Origin of the sequence: Pantoea sp. Fr+CA_20, from assembly GCF_024520835.1 — a bacterium.
GTDB classification, from domain to species: Bacteria; Pseudomonadota; Gammaproteobacteria; order Enterobacterales; family Enterobacteriaceae; genus Pantoea; species Pantoea allii.
On record NZ_JALNPN010000004.1, the window covers coordinates 209,747 to 226,602 of the forward strand.

A 16,856-nucleotide genomic window follows, 5' to 3' on the forward strand; every position below is an offset into this window, starting at 1 on the left:
ATCATGGATACCCTTCATTACATCATTGATAACTGGAATAACCTGCTCACGCTCACCTGGCAACATACCTGGCTGGTGCTGGTCGCGGTGGGATGCGCCATTGTGATTGGCGTGCCGCTTGGCATTTTGATCGTGCGGTTCAAATGGCTGGCAACGCCGGTGCTTGGGGTTGCCACGATTGTACTGACCATCCCAACCATTGCCCTGTTTGGCCTGATGATTCCGCTGTTCTCCCTTATTGGTAAAGGAATTGGTGCCTTGCCCGCTATCACAGCGGTGTTCCTCTACTCATTACTGCCCATCGTGCGTAATACTCACACCGCGCTGGAGAATCTGCCAGATGGCCTGCGTGAAGCCGGTCGCGGCATTGGCATGACGTTCTGGCAGCGCCTGCGTTGGGTGGAGATTCCCATGGCGCTCCCGGTGATCTTCGGTGGTATCCGTACTGCTGTGGTCATGAACGTCGGCGTGATGGCTATCGCTGCCGTAATTGGCGCGGGCGGCCTGGGCATGCTGTTGCTGGATGGTATCAGCGGCAGTGATATTCGTATGCTGATCGCCGGGGCACTGATGATTTGTCTGTTGGCTATTGTTCTTGACTGGCTGCTGCACCGTTTGCAGCTGGCGCTGACTCCTAAGGGAATTCGATAATGATAAAACTTGAAAATCTGACGAAAACCTTCAGCCAGAAAAATGGCACGCTGATGAAAGCGGTGGACAATGTGAGTCTGGAAGTTCCCGCCGGGGAAATGTGTGTGCTCCTGGGCCCTTCCGGCTGTGGTAAAACCACCACGCTGAAAATGATTAACCGGTTGATTCCCGCCACCAGCGGCCGGATTTTAATTAACGGCGAAGATACCAGTACGCAGGACACCACCACCCTGCGCCGCAATATCGGTTACGTGATCCAGCAAATCGGCCTGTTCCCCAATATGACGATTGAAGAGAACATTACCGTCGTGCCACGCATGCTGGGCTGGGATAAGAAGCAGTGCCGTGAGCGGGCAACGGAGTTGATGAGCATGGTGGCGCTTGATCCGCACAAGTTCCTGCACCGCTATCCCCGCGAAATGTCCGGGGGCCAGCAGCAACGTATCGGGGTGATCCGCGCGCTGGCGGCGGACCCACCGGTGCTGCTGATGGATGAGCCTTTCGGCGCAGTAGACCCGATAAACCGGGAAGTGATTCAGAACGAGTTTCTGGATATGCAGCGCCAGTTAAAGAAAACGGTGATGCTGGTCAGCCACGATATTGATGAAGCGTTAAAGCTTGGCGATCGTATCGCGGTCTTCGGTCAGGGCAAAATTGTCCAGTGCGCCAGCCCGGATGAGTTGCTGGCAACGCCAGCAAACGAGTTTGTTGGCTCGTTCGTCGGTCAGGACCGTACCCTGAAGCGTCTGCTGTTAGTTCAGGCCGGCGATGTCACCGACCAGCAGCCAACGATCACGGTGAAACGCTCAACGCCGTTAACGGAGGCCTTTGGCACCATGGACGACAACGACATGCGTTCCATTACCGTGGTGGACGACGACGGTAAGCCATTAGGTTTTGTGAAACGTCGCGAAGCACGAAACGCCAGCGGTCGCTGCGAAGAGATGCTGCATACCTTTAAAGTCACCGGCAAAGCCGAGGAAAACCTGCGTGTGGTGCTGTCAAAACTCTATGAGCACAACACTGTATGGATGCCAATTGTGGATGAAGACGGACGCTACAGCGGGGAGATTTCTCAGGATTATATTGCTGACTATCTCAGCTCAGGGCGGACACGTCGTCGTCTGAACCCGTAACGAATCAGGGCCGCAATCGCATTGCGGCCCTTTTATGATTGACCTTGCTTCTCATCCCATATCACTGTCTGTTGGTGCTCTCAGACACATCACGTCTGAAAAAATAAAGCGTTCTGATTAGCGGACTACCCAGATATTGCGGTTTATATCAGGCTATTTTTGCACGGGCAAAATGCAGGTTATCCGCGTTTAGCCGCGAGATATCAAGATATGGCGACAGGTCGCGTTGCTCTGCGCGCGGTAAATAAGGCAACTCACCCAGAAGGGGCGCGGAAATCTGTTCACGCAGGACGGCAATGATATCGGCATAGTGCGCCAGTCCGGGATTAATACGGTTTGCGACCCAACCCACAAGCGGTAAACCGTCTGCCAGAATCGCCTCGGCCGTCAGCAGCGCATGGCTGATGCAGCCTAACTTAATACCGACGACTAAGATCACCGGCAGTTGCTGCTCGACCACCCAGGTCGAAAGCGGTTGCGTATCGTTCATCAGGCTGCGCCAGCCACCGGTGCCTTCGACCACCACGCGGTCGACAAGCTGATTGAGGTGCTGCAACCCTTGGGTGATTTGCGCATAGTCCACCTTTTCAGGCGGATAGCCGCAAATCTCCTCTTTCTCAAAAATCACCGGATTGACGGCATGATACGGCAGCGCAAGGGAAGAGGCGTTTTGCAAAAATAAACCGTCCTTGTTTCTCAGGCCCTCTTCTGTCCTGACCCCGCAGCGGGCAACAGGTTTGTAACCCGCTGCCCGCTCGTTCGCCTGACTAAAACTTTGTAGCAGCGCGCGTGAGACCACGGTTTTTCCCACTTCGGTATCGGTTCCAGTAATAAATAGCGTTTTCACTCGACTTCTCCTTCACAAGCGGTATGGGCTAATCGACGATTAGGCTTTCGTGCGAATTCACATTCTAAGGAAGGAAAAGGCCGGGCAGATTGCGTTAGCGCAAGGTTAGTGATGCTTAACCTTGCAGTAACTTAACTAACAGGTAACCACTGTAGAGTGAATCCTTGATCAAGGCGGCAGCGCCAAGTGTGCCAGGCTCAGTAAATTCAGTCGGTGCTAGCTGAATTTCAGCGCTGTAAGCAGGTAAAGATTGCTGATGAATCGTGTTCTGTACGGCGGGAAATAAAATATCTGCCGCCTGATTTAGCGGCGAACCTATAAGAATTTGTTGAGGATTAAAGATGTTGACCATCATGCCCAGGATTCTGCCAACGTGATGTCCCACCGTCGCGATCGCATCCCGGGCGAGCCGATCGCCGGCCTGCGCCGCCTCGCAGAGAGCGGAAAGCGTTAACGCCTGATGATGTAACAGGCTGTCAGGCTGGCCTGGCAGCCGTTGGGCGACCAGCGCCAGCAGGCTGCCGGTGCTGGCAACTGTTTCCAGGCAGCCGTGATTGCCGCAGTAGCACTGCTGACCGTAAGGATCGACCTGAGTATGGCCCACTTCGACCAGCGCCCGTCCGCTTTTGTGCAGCAGTTGACCGCCCGTGATGACTCCCGCGCCGACGGTTTCATCGATCACAATCTGTATCACGTCCTGTGCGCCACGAGACGCCCCAAACAACGACTCAGCCAGCGTCCAGGCTGAGATATCATGCTGAATAAATACCGGCAGACCGGTGCGTGCCGCCAGGGTGCTGCCCAAAGGCATATCATGACAACGGTAACCCGGTAAACGGTGCACCACGCCGGAGGCGGCATTAATCAAGCCCGGCAAGGTGATGGCAATCGCGGTGAGCCTTTCTAACTGCTTCTGGTGCCGAATAAAAAACGCATCGACATGGTCGGTCAGGGTCGTCAGCAACGGCTGTGTTGGGTCATCGGGCAAAGGCAGATGATCCTCAACCCGCGCCTTGCTGCTCAGATCGCGTAAGGTGAGCGTCAATATGCCACGATGCAAACGGATAGCCAGATAGTGCCAGGCATCCGTATCAAGGATGAGGCCAATCGCCGGACGTCCACGGGCACCCGGCTCCTGAAACTCGGTTTCCTGAACCAGGTGGGCATCAAGCATTTCCCGCACGATTTTTGTGATGCTGGCAGGGGCCAGTTGGGCCCGTTTTGACAGTTCAATACGCGAAATGGGCCCATGCTGATCGATTAACCGGTAAACGACCCCCGCATTAATTTGTTTGATTTGGTCAATATGGCCAGGTTGACTGTCCGAACTCACACCCTGCTCCGGTTATTTTCGCGCTTCTAAATAAATATCCGCTATGGTGCGGCAGATTGGCTTGTTACGGCAAAGATTTGCTTAGATATGTGATTTATCACACATAATTTTTCTGACATTGTGGGATAGCTGCCCTTTAGCGACGCAGCAAAGCCATCATATGCGTCATCTGCGCGCTCATCTCTCTTTCACCCGACCACACCAGCCACATCTCTGAGAGCGCATCCGCTTCCTTAAGCGGCAGCCATACCACATTCGCGAGGCGCGCGTGGCTAAATGACAGCGGCAGGATGGAAACGCCCAGCCCGGTTGCCACCAGTCCTAATATGGTCATCGCTTCACCGACTTCCTGAGTGATATAGGGCCGGATCTGATAGCGCTGCAGGAGATCAAGAATTTCGCTATAAAGCGCTGTCCCCACCTGGGGATCAAAAAACACAAAAGGTTCGCTGGCCAGTGCCTGTAGCGAAATCTGCCCTGCTGCGGCCAGCGGATGCGCTTTATGCACCACGGCACACAGCGGCTCTCGCAGCAAAAGCTGATGATGCAGATCCGCCGGAAGCGGCGTGTTACGCATCACCCCAAGGTCCAGTTTCCCTTCATGCAGCGGAGCCAGCTGCTGGCGGGTATTAATTTCCTGCATCTGAACATGCACCTCAGGCCAGCGCTGACGAAACCGATAAAGCGCATCCGACATCACGCCGATAAAAGCAGCAGAAGAGGTAAAACCAATGCGCAGCTCCCCCTCTTCACCGCGATGCAAACGCGCTGCGCGTTGCGTTGCCTGATCAACCTGCAGCAGGATGGTCCGCGCGTCCTGCAAAAACTGCTGTCCGGCGGGCGTGAGCTGCACGCTGCGATTGGTGCGGTTAAAGAGCTGCGCGCCTGTTTCCGCCTCAAGCTGCATAATTTGCTGACTCAGCGGCGGTTGCGAGATGTGTAAGCGTTGGGCTGCGCGGCCAAAATGAAGTTCTTCCGCAACGGCGATGAAATAACGCAGATGACGCAGCTCTATATTCATATGTTAAACATCTTATTTGAGATTATTAATATATTAGACAACCTAATCTGCCTTTTCTAGAGTAACGCTATGTTTTTACTCATAAGGACCCATTGTGAATCGCTCCTCACCTGCGCTGCCGCTGGACAGAAACGTGCCGGAACAGTCTGACGTTCCTGCGTCTGACGGCATCGTGCGCGGCACACGCCCGTTTATGCGCGTTACGCTCGCCTTGTTCTCTGCCGGGCTGGCGACCTTTGCCTTGCTCTATTGCGTACAGCCTATTCTGCCGGTGCTCTCCACACAGTTTGGCGTTTCACCCGCCGCGAGCAGCATTTCTTTGTCCATTTCAACCGCGATGATGGCCCTGGGGTTGCTGGTTACTGGCCCGCTGTCGGACGCGATAGGACGTAAGTCCGTGATGGTGACGGCATTAATGCTGGCGTCAATCTGCACCCTGCTGTCGGCCACCATGACCAGCTGGCACGGCATTTTGCTGATGCGGGCGTTAATCGGCCTGTCGCTGAGCGGTGTCGCCGCCGTGGGGATGACCTACCTGAGTGAAGAGATTCATCCCAGCGTGATCGCCTTTTCAATGGGGCTGTATATCAGCGGAAACTCGATTGGCGGTATGAGCGGCCGTTTAATCAGTGGCGTGTTAACCGACTTTTTTTCATGGCGCGTGGCCATCGCGGCAATTGGCTGCTTTGCCCTGGCCGCCGCCCTGATGTTCTGGAAAATCTTACCGGAATCCCGTCATTTCCGTCCGGCCTCGCTGCGCCCACGCCATCTGGCGATCAATTTTCGGCTGCACTGGCGGGATGCGGGATTACCGCTGCTGTTCGCAGAGGGCTTGTTATTGATGGGGGCCTTTGTGACGCTGTTCAACTACATTGGCTATCGCCTGCTGGGCGCGCCCTGGCATTTAAGTCAGGCCGTGGTGGGATTGTTGTCGGTTGTCTATCTGACGGGTTCATGGAGTTCGCCGAAGGCCGGGGCATTAACCAACAAGTTTGGTCGCGGTCCGGTGATGTTGGGTTCTACCCTGATTATGCTGACAGGCTTACTCCTGACTGCCTTTAACGCCCTTGTGCTGGTGTTTGTCGGTATGATGCTGTTTACCGCTGGTTTTTTCGCCGCCCACGCTGTTGCCAGCGGCTGGATTGGCCCTCGCGCCCGCCGGGCAAAAGGTCAGGCCTCTTCGCTGTATTTGTTCAGCTATTACGTGGGCTCCAGCGTGGCTGGCACGGCAGGCGGCTTTTTCTGGCATCAGTTTGGCTGGGGCGGTATTACGCTGTTCATCTCCGCTTTACTGCTGGTGGCACTGTGGGTTGCCTGGCAGTTGCACAGGCGCAAACTCTAGCAAATCTTAATAAATATTCCGGGTGGTTTGCTGCCCGGAATGCCTCCTGTACAAGAATTGTCCGTATTATCAGCGTGATTGCTGATTTCACGCGTTTCCCCGCTATACTCGTTTTGATCCCAAAGATTAATGCAATCTTTTAATTCACAGCAAAGGGGAGACCTAATGGCGCGTTACTATTACGTCAACAAACAATCAGGCTACAACAATAATCATGTTGTGCATGCAAATGGCTGTAAATACCTTCCGGACCTGGAAGGTCGGCTGTTTCTTGGCACGTTTTATTCGGCGACCGCCGCCATTCAGCAGGCGCGCAAATATTATCCCGGCTCTTTAGGCTGTGAGGAATGTTGCCCGGTGACCGCGGCTAAACCTCAGCCTGCCCAGGACAGTGTGGCGCTTAAGCACGGCGTCGATTTCTGATTACGCGCGCCCGTTTGACGTAACGATGGCGGTTCCTGACCGCCATCCTCAACCACTCCCGTGTTGCCCTTTATATCGCCCCCTCTCTGCTGCCCGACGCGGCCAATCATCCTTTCGTCAACCCAGCCAGAAGTGGTCAATTCGTTAAGCTTTTTCGCTTTTTTCCGTTATCTTAGAGCCCTTACTTTCTGACAGGGATTTACCATGCGTGATAAATTTGCCGCATCTCAAATTGCGCTTCACTGGCTTACCGTTTTGCTGCTTATCGTCGCCTATGCCACGATGGAACTGCGCGGCTATGTCGAACGCGGCTCCTGGCAGCGCTTTGCCATGATGGTGACGCACTTCAGCGCCGGGGCGACCATTCTGGTGGTGATGTTGTCGCGGTTGTTGCTGAAAATCCGTCATCGCAGTCCTGCAATTATTCCCCCGGTGCCGCGCTGGCAAACCGGCCTGGCCCACCTGACGCACACACTGATTTATGCGCTTTTCATTACCCTTCCGGTGCTGGGTCTGGCATCGCGTTATCTGAAAGGACGTGAGTGGTGGTTATTTGGTATGCCGATGCCGATGGCCGGCGAGCCTGACTTTGATCTGGCGGACACACTGACCGACTGGCACGAGACGCTCGCACCCTTAGGCTACTGGCTGATTGGCTTGCATGTGGCAGCGGCGCTGTTTCATCACTATGCCCTGAAAGATAATACGTTGCGGCGCATGATGCCCGGACAGCGTAATCGCCAGCCATAAACACCACCTGCAGGCGTCAGGCTAAAAAATTTCATCTTAATCGGCGTCTGGTGGTTCCACCCGGCGCTTAATTCCTCCACAATAACCGCTAAATTGTGACGCAGGTCACTCTCATGGGGTGAGCACTCTCATCCATTTTTGACGCACAGACTGATTTAACTTCTCATGCCATCAACAACTGTTTCCCGTAAAACGGCCTGGCTACGCGTGGTGCTGCTGGCCATTGCCGCTTTTGTTTTTAATACTACCGAGTTCGTGCCGGTGGGATTGCTTTCAGATATTGCTGCAGGCTTTTCGATGAAAACATCGGAAGTGGGCATTATGCTGACGATCTATGCCTGGGTGGTGGCCTTGTTGTCACTGCCTTTGATGCTGTTGACGCGAAATTTTGAGCGCCGGTTACTGTTAACGGTGCTGTTTAGCGTCTTTATTGCCAGCCATGTGCTCTCGACGTTTGCATGGAGCTTTAGCTCCCTGATCGTGTCACGTATTGGCATTGCGCTATCCCACGCCGTGTTCTGGTCCATTACGGCTTCGCTGGCCATTCGCGTTGCGCCTGCAGGTAAAAAGACCCAGGCGCTGAGCATGCTGGCGACCGGGACTGCGCTGGCGATGGTGCTGGGCGTGCCTATCGGCCGCATTGTGGGCCAGGCATTGGGCTGGCGTACCACATTCGGCGTGATCGGACTGTCTGGATTGGTGCTGATGATTATGCTTGTCCGCATATTGCCCCGACTGCCCAGCGAGCACACGGGATCGCTCAGCAGCGTTCCCCTGCTGTTCCGCCGTCCGGCGCTGGTGGGAATGTATCTGCTGGTGACGTTGGTGGTGACCGCGCACTACACCGCTTACAGCTATATTGAGCCCTTTATGCAGCTCGTCGCCAACGCCAGCGAGGGGTTCACGACGTTACTGCTGCTGCTGTTTGGTTCGGCGGGCATTGTCGGCAGCCTGTTGTTCAGCTCGCTGGGTAAAAAATTCCCCTCTGCACTGCTGATTGCCGCTATCGCCCTGGTGACCCTGTGCATGGGGCTGTTAATCTTCGCGGCTGTCCGCCCTGGGGCTATCATTACCCTGTGCGTGATTTGGGGAATGGCCATGATGATGATCGGCCTGGGGATGCAAATCCGCGTGCTGTCTCTGGCCCCTGATGCCACGGATGTGGCGATGTCATTAATGTCCGGTATTTATAATATAGGCATCGGCGCGGGTGCGCTGTTAGGCAGTCAGGTCAGCGCTTATATGAGTCTGTCTGATGTGGGTAATGTGGGGGCGATGATTGGACTGGCCGCACTATTATGGTGTGTCTATATTTTCAAACGTTATCCGCAGTTACGTTCTAATGGCTGATAATAACAGGCTTCAGATTTTATCTGGAGCCTGATGTTATTTACTGCTCCCCGTAACACTCGTCTCAAATAAGATCACAGACCGCGCGACGTAAAACCCCGGCGCCCTTCCAGGCCCTGCTAAATAGCCGCTCATCAGGATGAATCATTCTGACGTCCCGCGAAATAGCGCTACGTTCCGCCTCACCGAAAACGCTCAGTTGCTGAACAGTCATGCACCGTCCAGCCTGACGTACCGGACATCGGTCTGGCGGAAGTAAGTCCCCGGCCCTGTTTACCCGCCAGTCAACGATAAAATGCCCCCTGAAAATACCTGCAATCCTTAAGCTTATATTCTTAGCTTTTTTATGGTTCTTACGCCCAGCGGTGTAGGATCAACAGGTTTAAACGTGTTGTATTAAATGCTGAATTAAAATGCATCGCTCATTGATCAAGGAACGTATCGCGCATTGATTTAGGCCAATAGAATTTAACCCGCGGGTTATAAAGTCCGTCGGTTACTACGCAGAACTTAATATCACCTCAATAATCTCAACACTTCCATTACATCTGTTTACCCCGTATAACAGAGAAAATAATTAACGTCAGGTGTCATGATGACGAGAAAATGGTTAACGCTCTATTTATCGCGTAACGTCAGCCAGGTGATGCTGGAAGACTTTCGGGCAATTTTACCCGCGGATGGGTTGAAAATTTTTGTTAATGACTTAGACGACACACACCATGCCACAGTAGAATGTGTTCAGGCAGAGGATTCATGCGCACTCATCGCCTCTGCCGTTGTCGTGTGGCGTCAACTGGGCCATATCCACACGATGATGTACACCAAAGGCGAGCTGCAGCGTTCAGTTAATGAAGCGACCCAGTTTGAGCTGTTTACGTTGCTGAAGAACCATCGCGCCGTGCTACGGCTGGCGTAGCCCCGGAATAACATGGTCCCTGAATATTCATCCCTAACTACCCTGACAGGATAAACATGAGAATTGGTCTGTTGTTCCCCATCGCTATCATCGTGGCCGGTATCGGTTTTCTCGCCTGGTTTATTGGCAGTGGCCTGGCCATGCCGGGCTCCTGAGCTTAACGTAGCTGGCTGTCTTTACTGCCGCGACGGTTATACAGACTGCTGTCTTTTTGTTGCTTATCGATTTTTTCCTGACAGGCGATACAGTAGCGCACGCCTTTCAGTGCCTGACGACGCGCAGCAGGAATCGGCTCACCGCAAAGTTCACACTCTGTGGCGCTTTCTCCCTGACCAAGCGACTGACGCACGCGTTCAATACCGTCGTTGACCGTACTGTCGATCTGTTCCTGTACCGCCCCTTCTGAAGCCCAACCGTTTGCCATTGCCATTTCCTTACTTCGTATCAAACACCTCTTAAATGTACAACATATCTGATATTTTGCAGGCAAAACGGCGCACGTCCCTGTGAGCCTGCTCAGCATGGGTTACTGCTTAATATCGACCTGATAAAAGATGTGTTTGCCAAAAGGATCGACTTCATAGCCGCTGACCGTATTGCGGACTGGCTCGTAAATGGTCGAGTGCGCAATCATGACGGCAGGCATTTGATCATGCATCATCTGCTGTGCCTGCAGGTACATGCTGGTCCTTTTACTTTGATCCGGTTCGGCCCGCGCCTGGGTGATCAGCGTTTCAAACGGCTGATAGCACCATTTTGAAGAGTTTGAACCGCCTTTCGCCGAGGTACAGCTGTAGAGCGGCCCGAAGAAGTTATCAGGATCGCCCGTCGCAGTGGTCCAGCCCATCAGCGCGGCCTGATGTTCGCCGCTGCGCACGCGTTTAAGGTATTCGCCCCATTCATAACTGACGATATTGGCTTTAATGCCAACTTTGGCCCAGTCAGCCTGAATCATCTCCGCCATCCTGCGCGCGTTGGGATTGTAAGGGCGCTGAACCGGCATTGCCCACAGCGCGATTTCCGTACCCGGCTTTACGCCAGCCTCTGCCAGCAGTGCTTTTGCCTTTTCTGGATCGTAGTCATAATCCTTAAGATCCTTGTCTGCGCTCCATACACCCGGCGGAAGGATGTTTTTGGCAACCGTACCTGTGCCTTTAAAAATCGCCTCAATGATGGCCGGCTTGTTTATCGCCATAGCCAGCGCCTGGCGGACTTTTACATTATCTGTCGGCGCTTTGGTGGTATTAAACGCCAGGAACCCCGTGTTCAATCCTGCCGCCTGCTTCAGGGTGATGTCCTTGTTCTGCCGCATTTTTTCGAGATCGGCCGGATTCGGGAACGGCATCACCTGACACTCATTTTTTTCCAGCTTGGCATAACGGACCGCCGCATCAGGCGTGATGCTGAAAATCAGCCGATCAAGTTTGGCTTTTCCCTGCCAGTAGTCAGGAAACGCCTTGTACAGAATGCGTGAGTCTTTTTGATACTGAACCAACTGGAAAGGCCCGGTACCGATCGGGTCCATATCGACCTTCTCAGGCGTGCCCGCCTTCAGCATTTTGTCAGCGTATTCAGCAGAGTGGATGGAGGCAAAATACCAGGCCAGATCGGCAAGAAAAGGGGCTTCAGGATGAGCCAGCGTAAAACGCACGGTATGGTCATCTACGCGATCGATGTGGGTGATGAGCGTCGCCAACTCCAGGCTGTCAAAGTTGGAATAGTTGCCACCCGATACCGCATGATAGGGATTTTTACTGTCCATCTGGCGCATAAAAGAGAAGATCACATCATCCGCGTTAAACGCGCGGCTGGGCGTAAACAGCTTATTACTCTGGAATTTGACGTTATGACGCAGATGGAAGGTATAAACCTTACCGTCGGGACTGATGTCCCACCGCTCTGCCAGGCTCGGAATCAGTTCCGTTGTACCAGGCTTAAAATCTACCAGGCGGTTGAATACCGGCACTGCGCTGGCATCCACGCTGGTTCCCGAGGTGTAAAGTTGCGGATTAAAGTTCTCCGGGGAGCCTTCTGAGCAGTACACCAACGTTTTCGCATTGACGCCGCTCGCCAGAGCAATACCCGCAGTAAGCAGTGCCAGGGTCGTTAGCCTGTTTCTCATTATTGTCCTCGCTTTCTGTTGACTTCCGTTAGTCAGAATATCTAAATGAATTATTTAGATGTTTGATAGATAGCATGAATCTCCACCATAGCGAACCCCGCAGTACGTCAACTAATAAGGATTAGTGATGACCGACAAACTTCAGACGCAACTGATCACGCGTTTTTTTCGTTACCTGGCGGTAAGCAGCCAAAGTGATGCCAGGTCGAGCACATTGCCGAGTACCCCGAGCCAGCACGCGATGGCGAAGCTCCTGGCGGACGAATTGCGCGAGCTGGGCCTTGATCAGGTTGTGATTGATGAACATGCCACTGTGACCGCGGTAAAACCGGGCAACTGCCCCGGCGCGCCTCGCATTGGGTTTATTACGCACATCGATACGGTTGACGTCGGGCTGTCCCCTGACATCCATCCACAGATCCTGACCTGGCAAGGAGAGGATCTCTGCCTGAACCCGCAACAGGACATCTGGCTGCGTCGGGATGCGCATCCGGAGATCGCGCCCTACACCGGTCAGCCGATCATTTTCAGCGACGGCACCAGCGTATTAGGGGCGGATAATAAAGCGGCGGTGAGCGTCGTCATGACGCTGATGGAGAATTTACAGGGCAAACACGGCGATGTGGTGGTGGCGTTCGTCCCCGACGAGGAGATCGGCCTGCGCGGGGCTAAAGCGCTGGATCTTGAAGCCCGCTTTAACGTGGATTTTGCCTGGACGATTGACTGCTGTGAACTGGGCGAAGTGGTGTATGAGAACTTCAACGCGGCCGCAGCGGAAATCCGCTTTACCGGCGTACCGGCGCATCCGATGTCGGGGAAAGGCGTGCTGGTTAACCCCTTGCTGATGGCCCACGATTTTATCAGCCACTTCGACAGACAGGCGACGCCGGAACATACAGAGGGCCGTGAAGGCTATATCTGGTTTAACGAAATGCAGGCCAACGCCAGTGTTGCAACGCTTAACGCATCGATTCGCGATTTTGATCTGACAAGTTTTGCGGCACGAAAACAGCAGCTTCAACAGGTTGTCGAGCTTATCGCCGCACGCTATCCCACGGGCAAGGTAGAGATGACCGTTCGCGATATTTACAGCAACATTAGTAACGCTATTGGTGACGATCGTCGGGCCGTTGATCTGATTTTTGCTGCCCTGCGCGAACTGGATATTGCGCCCAAAGTGATCCCTATGCGTGGCGGTACCGATGGTGCAGCGCTTTCTGCCAAAGGATTATTAACACCGAACTTCTTTACGGGGGCGCATAACTTTCATTCACGCTTCGAGTTTCTGCCCGTCACCTCGTTTGTGAAGTCCTATCAGGTGGCAGAGAAGCTGTGCTATCTCGCGGCGGAATAGTTCATCAGGAAGGCCGTTGTAAAACACCGCCTTCGCGATGAAGGCGGTGCACAGGTTTCGCTTAGAAGGTTACCCAGTCGCCGTTATCCGCGGTGGCGGTTTTCGGCTGAAGAGGTGCCGATGGGCTGGCCGGTGTTGATGGCGGTTTTCGGCTGGTCACGAGTGCCGCTGGCGCATCACTGGACAAACGGAACTGCGCCACCGAAGCCTGCAAGGCTTCCGTTTGCAGGGCCAGCGCACTGGCAGCGGCAGACACTTCTTCGACCAGCGCGGCGTTTTGCTGCGTCACGCTGTCCATTTCGGTCACCGCCGTGCCGACCTGCGAAATGCCTTTGCTTTGTTCTTCTGAAGCCTCGGCGATTTGCTTCATGATCGCATCAACATCCTGAACCGACTTCAGGATACCGCTCATGGTGCCGCCGGTGGTGCTGACCAACTGGGCGCCCTTTTCCACGCGCTCAACCGAATCGGCAATCAGGCTGGCGATCTCTTTCGCTGCACCGGCGCTGCGTTGCGCCAGGTTTCTGACTTCACTGGCCACCACGGCAAAGCCACGGCCCTGTTCGCCAGCGCGGGCCGCTTCCACTGCGGCGTTGAGCGCCAGAATATTGGTCTGGAAAGCAATGCTGTTGATGACATTGGTGATCTCTGCAATTTTCTTCGAACTGTCAGAGATGCCGTTCATGGTGGTCACCACTTCACCCACCAGGCTGCCGCCCTGTTTCGCCGTTACCGTTGCCGCTTCGGTCAGCGTGCTGGCCTGGCGTGCATTTTCCGCATTGAATTTCACGGTCGCCGTCAGTTGTTCCATACTGGCAGCGGTTTGCTCCAGCGCGGCGGCCTGCTCTTCGGTGCGGGATGACAGATCGTTATTACCAATCGAAATCTCGGCGGCACCGCGTGAAATATTTTCCGTACCGCTGCGAATAGCACTGACAGCTTCGCGCAGACTGTCCTGCATGGCGCTCAACAGCGGCACCAGTTTACCAACGCAGTTACGGCCCATATCCTCGACGGGTTTGCTCAGGTCGCCTTTGGCAATCACTGAAAAATGCTCGCGAATTTTTTCCAGCGGCTTGACCAGCATGTTGACCAGATAACGGTCGGTAAACAGCAGAATCAGCAAGCCAATCACCACCGTGACTGAAATCATTGTTTTCGTCATCGCGGTCAGACGATCGACTTCGACGCGCGTTTGCCCCAGTTTTACGCTGGCCACTTTATTGAAGTTTTCAGTGCTGGCACCGAAGGCACGGCTCAGGGTGGGCGTGACGTCATTCGCCTGTTGGCGATAGACATCCAGCGAATCCTGACGGGCACGCTGAAGCTGGACAGTAACGCCCTGGTCGAGCAATTTTTGCCATTTATCAATCACGTCATTGGCAACGGCAGGGTCCATCGGGCCAGGAGAAAGCTGTTTAAACAGGGTTAACTGCTGAGACATGCTGTCTAATGCCTGTTGTACGGGCGCAAAAGCCTCATCGTTTTGCGCCACACCGGCCGTTTTTTTCTCCATTACGCGCGACAAACGCGTGATCATACGAAAATACTGATCGTTACCTTTACTCAACGCGGTCATCTGCTCAACGATATGGCGGTCGACATCATTGCCGTCACTTAATGACGTAAGTGAATGAATGCTGAACAGACCGATACCGCTCCACAGCAGGCAAAACAGCCCGAGTATCGTCAGCATTACCGCGCGAATAGTGAAATTTTTAAGCATACCCATACTGAAATCCCTTAAACGTTAACCCGTAAAACCGGGCGTATGGGATATATCGGCAGAAAAGCCGAAAATGTAACGGTATTGTTATACTTTTTTATGCGGTCACGGCTGCGTGGCAAGAAATCATAGCCTGCAGTGAAAATCAGGCCCGGCGGTGGCCGCAAGTGCATCCGGCACTGACGAATCTGGCCCTACAGTCGCACCATTCGCGACATCATCAGGCGAAACAGAGACAGGCGGCGACGCATAAAGCCCCGCAGCAGCCTGAATGACGCTTTACCCTCGCCACCAAGTGACATTGTCACGTCATTGTCAGCGCGCCAGATGGGCCATGAGCGTTCTCCGTCAAGCTGCGTCGTCTTACTGTTAACGTCGCGGGCGAAGCGGAACCAATAGTCGCTAACCTGCTGCGCAAAGGCGCGATCTGCAGCCGTGAAGCAGCGGTCTTCACTGATTACGGGCATGTTCTCAAGGGTATTCATCACGTAGGGAATTTCATTACCGTGCCAGGTGCCGTGCGGATAGAGATCCCGGGCATTTTCAGAGACGTAATCAAACCAGTAACGCCAGCCAGGCATAGCGACTTTTTGCTGTGCCCGCATTACCAGCCAGGGAAGAAGCGTAAAGGTCATATCGCGTGCTGCGGCACGCCCGAGCAGCGCATCCTGCTCAACACGGTAAATCCACTTCAGCACACGATAGCTCAACCGGTTTTGGCGGCGAATCCGATCTACCACGGTGGCGGCATCGACGCCAAAATACTCCAGCACGCTGGCCTCGTCGCTGTTGCTCCCTGCCATCAGCGGCAGAGGATGCTGGCGTCCGGCCATAAAGGTCTCCAGCACAGGGGCAGGCAGAACCGTATCGCCCGCGATAGCAACCGGGCCGAGTCCATAGCGGCTGTCCAGTGCCCAAAAGGCATCGGCAGGCAGCGCGCGGAGCTGTTCCATGCTGGCATCAGCGGGTAAACCCAAACCGGTGGCGACCTTCACCCCTTTCTTAAGCGCTGCAGCGCGGGGAACGTCAGGCAGGCTGTAGGCACTTTGCACTATCCCTTTGTGGAAAAGACCGGTCGCCAGCGGTGAGCAGCAAAGTGATAACACGCTACGTGCGCCCGAGGATTCACCGAATAGCGTAACGTTACTGGCATCGCCGCCAAAGGCGTGAATGTGCTGCTGTACCCATTTTAATGCCGCGATCTGATCCAGCAGGGCAAAATTATGAAGTGTGCCGCTCGCCGCCTGCTCCTTTTCCATCGCCGGATGCGCAAAAAAGCCCAGATGGCCCAGTCGGTAGTTAATCGTGACGATCACCGCCCCGCGTGAGGCCAGCGGTTTGGCATTATAGGGGGCCAGACCACCCGAACCGATCGTGAAACCGCCACCGTGCAGCCACACCATCACCGGCAAGGGTTTTTCTGGTCGCAGCTCTGGCGTCCAGACATTCAGGTAAAGACAGTCCTCGCTGAAATCACCGGGATCGCCCCCGCCCATGGCAAGACAATAGTCGCGGTTCTGCCAGCTCGCGGCAGAAAAGTGCAGCGCACGTCGTACGCCCTGCCAGGGTAGCACCGGCTGGGGCGCACGCCAGCGTTGTTCCCCCACTGGCGGTGCAGCGTAGGGAATGCCTTTAAACACGAAGATGCCCTCATCAATGCCGCCCTGCAGCTCTCCGTCAGCAAGGGTGATCTTCAGGCCCTTTTCATTTTTCATGCGTTGTTCCTTGTCTGCGTCCGCTGTCATTATTTCAGGCAATTTGCCGTTGTCCAGAAAGGGGAACGGTAAATACGCCTAAAACGCACCGGTTACGCACGCCGTCGTTGACCGCTACCCGCGAACGTGTTTTTAGTACAGCGTATCGTTTAACCCGTTAGAGGAAG

At 54.4% G+C, this 16,856-nt stretch carries 16 protein-coding genes; 9 read left to right on the forward strand and 7 right to left on the reverse strand.

Annotated features, from left to right (window positions below; genetic code table 11):
• Window positions 1-3: 3 nt before the first annotated feature.
• Window positions 4-651, forward strand: a complete 648-nt coding sequence (gene osmW, locus NR177_RS07880) for an osmoprotectant ABC transporter permease OsmW (RefSeq protein ID WP_096010567.1) — start codon at window positions 4-6, stop codon at window positions 649-651.
• Complete coding sequence (gene osmV, locus NR177_RS07885) at window positions 651-1,787, forward strand: osmoprotectant ABC transporter ATP-binding protein OsmV (protein WP_063879694.1); 1,137 nt, start codon at window positions 651-653, stop codon at window positions 1,785-1,787. Before osmW ends, osmV begins: the two co-directional genes overlap by 1 nt.
• Before the next feature lie 148 nt (window positions 1,788-1,935).
• On the opposite strand, the gene bioD is transcribed toward osmV, so the two are convergent.
• The 3 genes from bioD to NR177_RS07900 form a co-directional block, all read right to left on the reverse strand.
• A complete protein-coding gene (gene bioD, locus NR177_RS07890) occupies window positions 1,936-2,634 on the reverse strand; it encodes a dethiobiotin synthase (protein WP_063879695.1) in 699 nt (232 codons plus the stop codon).
• Between the two features lie 115 nt (window positions 2,635-2,749).
• Window positions 2,750-3,967 (reverse strand): ROK family transcriptional regulator, encoded by a 1,218-nt coding sequence (locus tag NR177_RS07895; RefSeq protein WP_256852614.1) that lies wholly within the window; start codon window positions 3,965-3,967, stop codon window positions 2,750-2,752.
• Window positions 3,968-4,103: 136 nt separating this feature from the next.
• Entirely contained in the window at window positions 4,104-4,988 is an 885-nt protein-coding gene (locus NR177_RS07900) for a LysR family transcriptional regulator (RefSeq protein ID WP_256852615.1), read from the reverse strand.
• 94 nt (window positions 4,989-5,082) lie between these two features.
• On the opposite strand from NR177_RS07900, the gene NR177_RS07905 reads away from it, so the two are divergent.
• The 6 genes from NR177_RS07905 to NR177_RS07930 all read left to right on the forward strand — a co-directional run bounded on the left by NR177_RS07905 (window position 5,083) and on the right by NR177_RS07930 (window position 9,927).
• On the forward strand, window positions 5,083-6,330 hold the full coding sequence (locus NR177_RS07905; RefSeq protein WP_109716383.1) for an MFS transporter: 1,248 nt from the start codon (window positions 5,083-5,085) through the stop codon (window positions 6,328-6,330).
• Between the two features lie 165 nt (window positions 6,331-6,495).
• A complete protein-coding gene (locus NR177_RS07910; protein WP_096010563.1) occupies window positions 6,496-6,753 on the forward strand; it encodes a hypothetical protein in 258 nt (85 codons plus the stop codon).
• Window positions 6,754-6,957: 204 nt separating this feature from the next.
• On the forward strand, window positions 6,958-7,503 hold the full coding sequence (gene cybB, locus NR177_RS07915) for a cytochrome b561 (RefSeq protein WP_256852616.1): 546 nt from the start codon (window positions 6,958-6,960) through the stop codon (window positions 7,501-7,503).
• Between the two features lie 165 nt (window positions 7,504-7,668).
• The gene (locus NR177_RS07920) at window positions 7,669-8,853 is read left to right on the forward strand and encodes a sugar transporter (RefSeq protein ID WP_063879701.1); all 1,185 of its coding nucleotides are present in this window, start codon (window positions 7,669-7,671) and stop codon (window positions 8,851-8,853) included.
• Window positions 8,854-9,448: 595 nt separating this feature from the next.
• A complete protein-coding gene (locus NR177_RS07925; RefSeq protein ID WP_063879702.1) occupies window positions 9,449-9,772 on the forward strand; it encodes a hypothetical protein in 324 nt (107 codons plus the stop codon).
• 56 nt (window positions 9,773-9,828) lie between these two features.
• Window positions 9,829-9,927, forward strand: coding sequence for a YoaK family small membrane protein (locus tag NR177_RS07930; RefSeq protein ID WP_015700245.1), 99 nt, complete (start codon window positions 9,829-9,831; stop codon window positions 9,925-9,927).
• A 2-nt stretch (window positions 9,928-9,929) separates the two neighbouring features.
• On the opposite strand, the gene NR177_RS07935 is transcribed toward NR177_RS07930, so the two are convergent.
• Both NR177_RS07935 and NR177_RS07940 read right to left on the reverse strand, forming a co-directional pair.
• A complete protein-coding gene (locus tag NR177_RS07935; RefSeq protein WP_256852617.1) occupies window positions 9,930-10,196 on the reverse strand; it encodes a DksA/TraR family C4-type zinc finger protein in 267 nt (88 codons plus the stop codon).
• Between the two features lie 102 nt (window positions 10,197-10,298).
• Window positions 10,299-11,894, reverse strand: a complete 1,596-nt coding sequence (locus NR177_RS07940) for an ABC transporter substrate-binding protein (protein ID WP_063879704.1) — start codon at window positions 11,892-11,894, stop codon at window positions 10,299-10,301.
• A 127-nt stretch (window positions 11,895-12,021) separates the two neighbouring features.
• On the opposite strand from NR177_RS07940, the gene pepT reads away from it, so the two are divergent.
• Window positions 12,022-13,248: a peptidase T gene (gene pepT / locus NR177_RS07945; protein ID WP_256852618.1), complete on the forward strand. Its 1,227-nt coding sequence runs from the start codon at window positions 12,022-12,024 to the stop codon at window positions 13,246-13,248.
• Between the two features lie 61 nt (window positions 13,249-13,309).
• On the opposite strand, the gene NR177_RS07950 is transcribed toward pepT, so the two are convergent.
• Both NR177_RS07950 and NR177_RS07955 read right to left on the reverse strand, forming a co-directional pair.
• Entirely contained in the window at window positions 13,310-14,980 is a 1,671-nt protein-coding gene (locus NR177_RS07950) for a methyl-accepting chemotaxis protein (RefSeq protein WP_256852619.1), read from the reverse strand.
• Window positions 14,981-15,168: 188 nt separating this feature from the next.
• A complete protein-coding gene (locus NR177_RS07955) occupies window positions 15,169-16,689 on the reverse strand; it encodes a carboxylesterase/lipase family protein (RefSeq protein WP_256852620.1) in 1,521 nt (506 codons plus the stop codon).
• Window positions 16,690-16,856 lie beyond the last annotated feature (167 nt).

What these genes read in the sequence shown, in the direction of transcription:
- NR177_RS07955 (WP_256852620.1), bottom strand. Translation starts at nt 16,689, where the DNA reads ATGAAAAATGAAAAGGGCCTGAAGATCACCCTTGCTGACGGAGAGCTG.
- NR177_RS07950 (WP_256852619.1), bottom strand. Translation starts at nt 14,980, where the DNA reads ATGGGTATGCTTAAAAATTTCACTATTCGCGCGGTAATGCTGACGATA.
- NR177_RS07930 (WP_015700245.1), top strand. Translation starts at nt 9,829, where the DNA reads ATGAGAATTGGTCTGTTGTTCCCCATCGCTATCATCGTGGCCGGTATC.
- osmW (WP_096010567.1), top strand. Translation starts at nt 4, where the DNA reads ATGGATACCCTTCATTACATCATTGATAACTGGAATAACCTGCTCACG.
- NR177_RS07910 (WP_096010563.1), top strand. Translation starts at nt 6,496, where the DNA reads ATGGCGCGTTACTATTACGTCAACAAACAATCAGGCTACAACAATAAT.
- pepT (WP_256852618.1), top strand. Translation starts at nt 12,022, where the DNA reads ATGACCGACAAACTTCAGACGCAACTGATCACGCGTTTTTTTCGTTAC.
- NR177_RS07940 (WP_063879704.1), bottom strand. Translation starts at nt 11,894, where the DNA reads ATGAGAAACAGGCTAACGACCCTGGCACTGCTTACTGCGGGTATTGCT.
- NR177_RS07925 (WP_063879702.1), top strand. Translation starts at nt 9,449, where the DNA reads ATGACGAGAAAATGGTTAACGCTCTATTTATCGCGTAACGTCAGCCAG.
- NR177_RS07935 (WP_256852617.1), bottom strand. Translation starts at nt 10,196, where the DNA reads ATGGCAAACGGTTGGGCTTCAGAAGGGGCGGTACAGGAACAGATCGAC.
- cybB (WP_256852616.1), top strand. Translation starts at nt 6,958, where the DNA reads ATGCGTGATAAATTTGCCGCATCTCAAATTGCGCTTCACTGGCTTACC.
- osmV (WP_063879694.1), top strand. Translation starts at nt 651, where the DNA reads ATGATAAAACTTGAAAATCTGACGAAAACCTTCAGCCAGAAAAATGGC.
- NR177_RS07900 (WP_256852615.1), bottom strand. Translation starts at nt 4,988, where the DNA reads ATGAATATAGAGCTGCGTCATCTGCGTTATTTCATCGCCGTTGCGGAA.
- NR177_RS07920 (WP_063879701.1), top strand. Translation starts at nt 7,669, where the DNA reads ATGCCATCAACAACTGTTTCCCGTAAAACGGCCTGGCTACGCGTGGTG.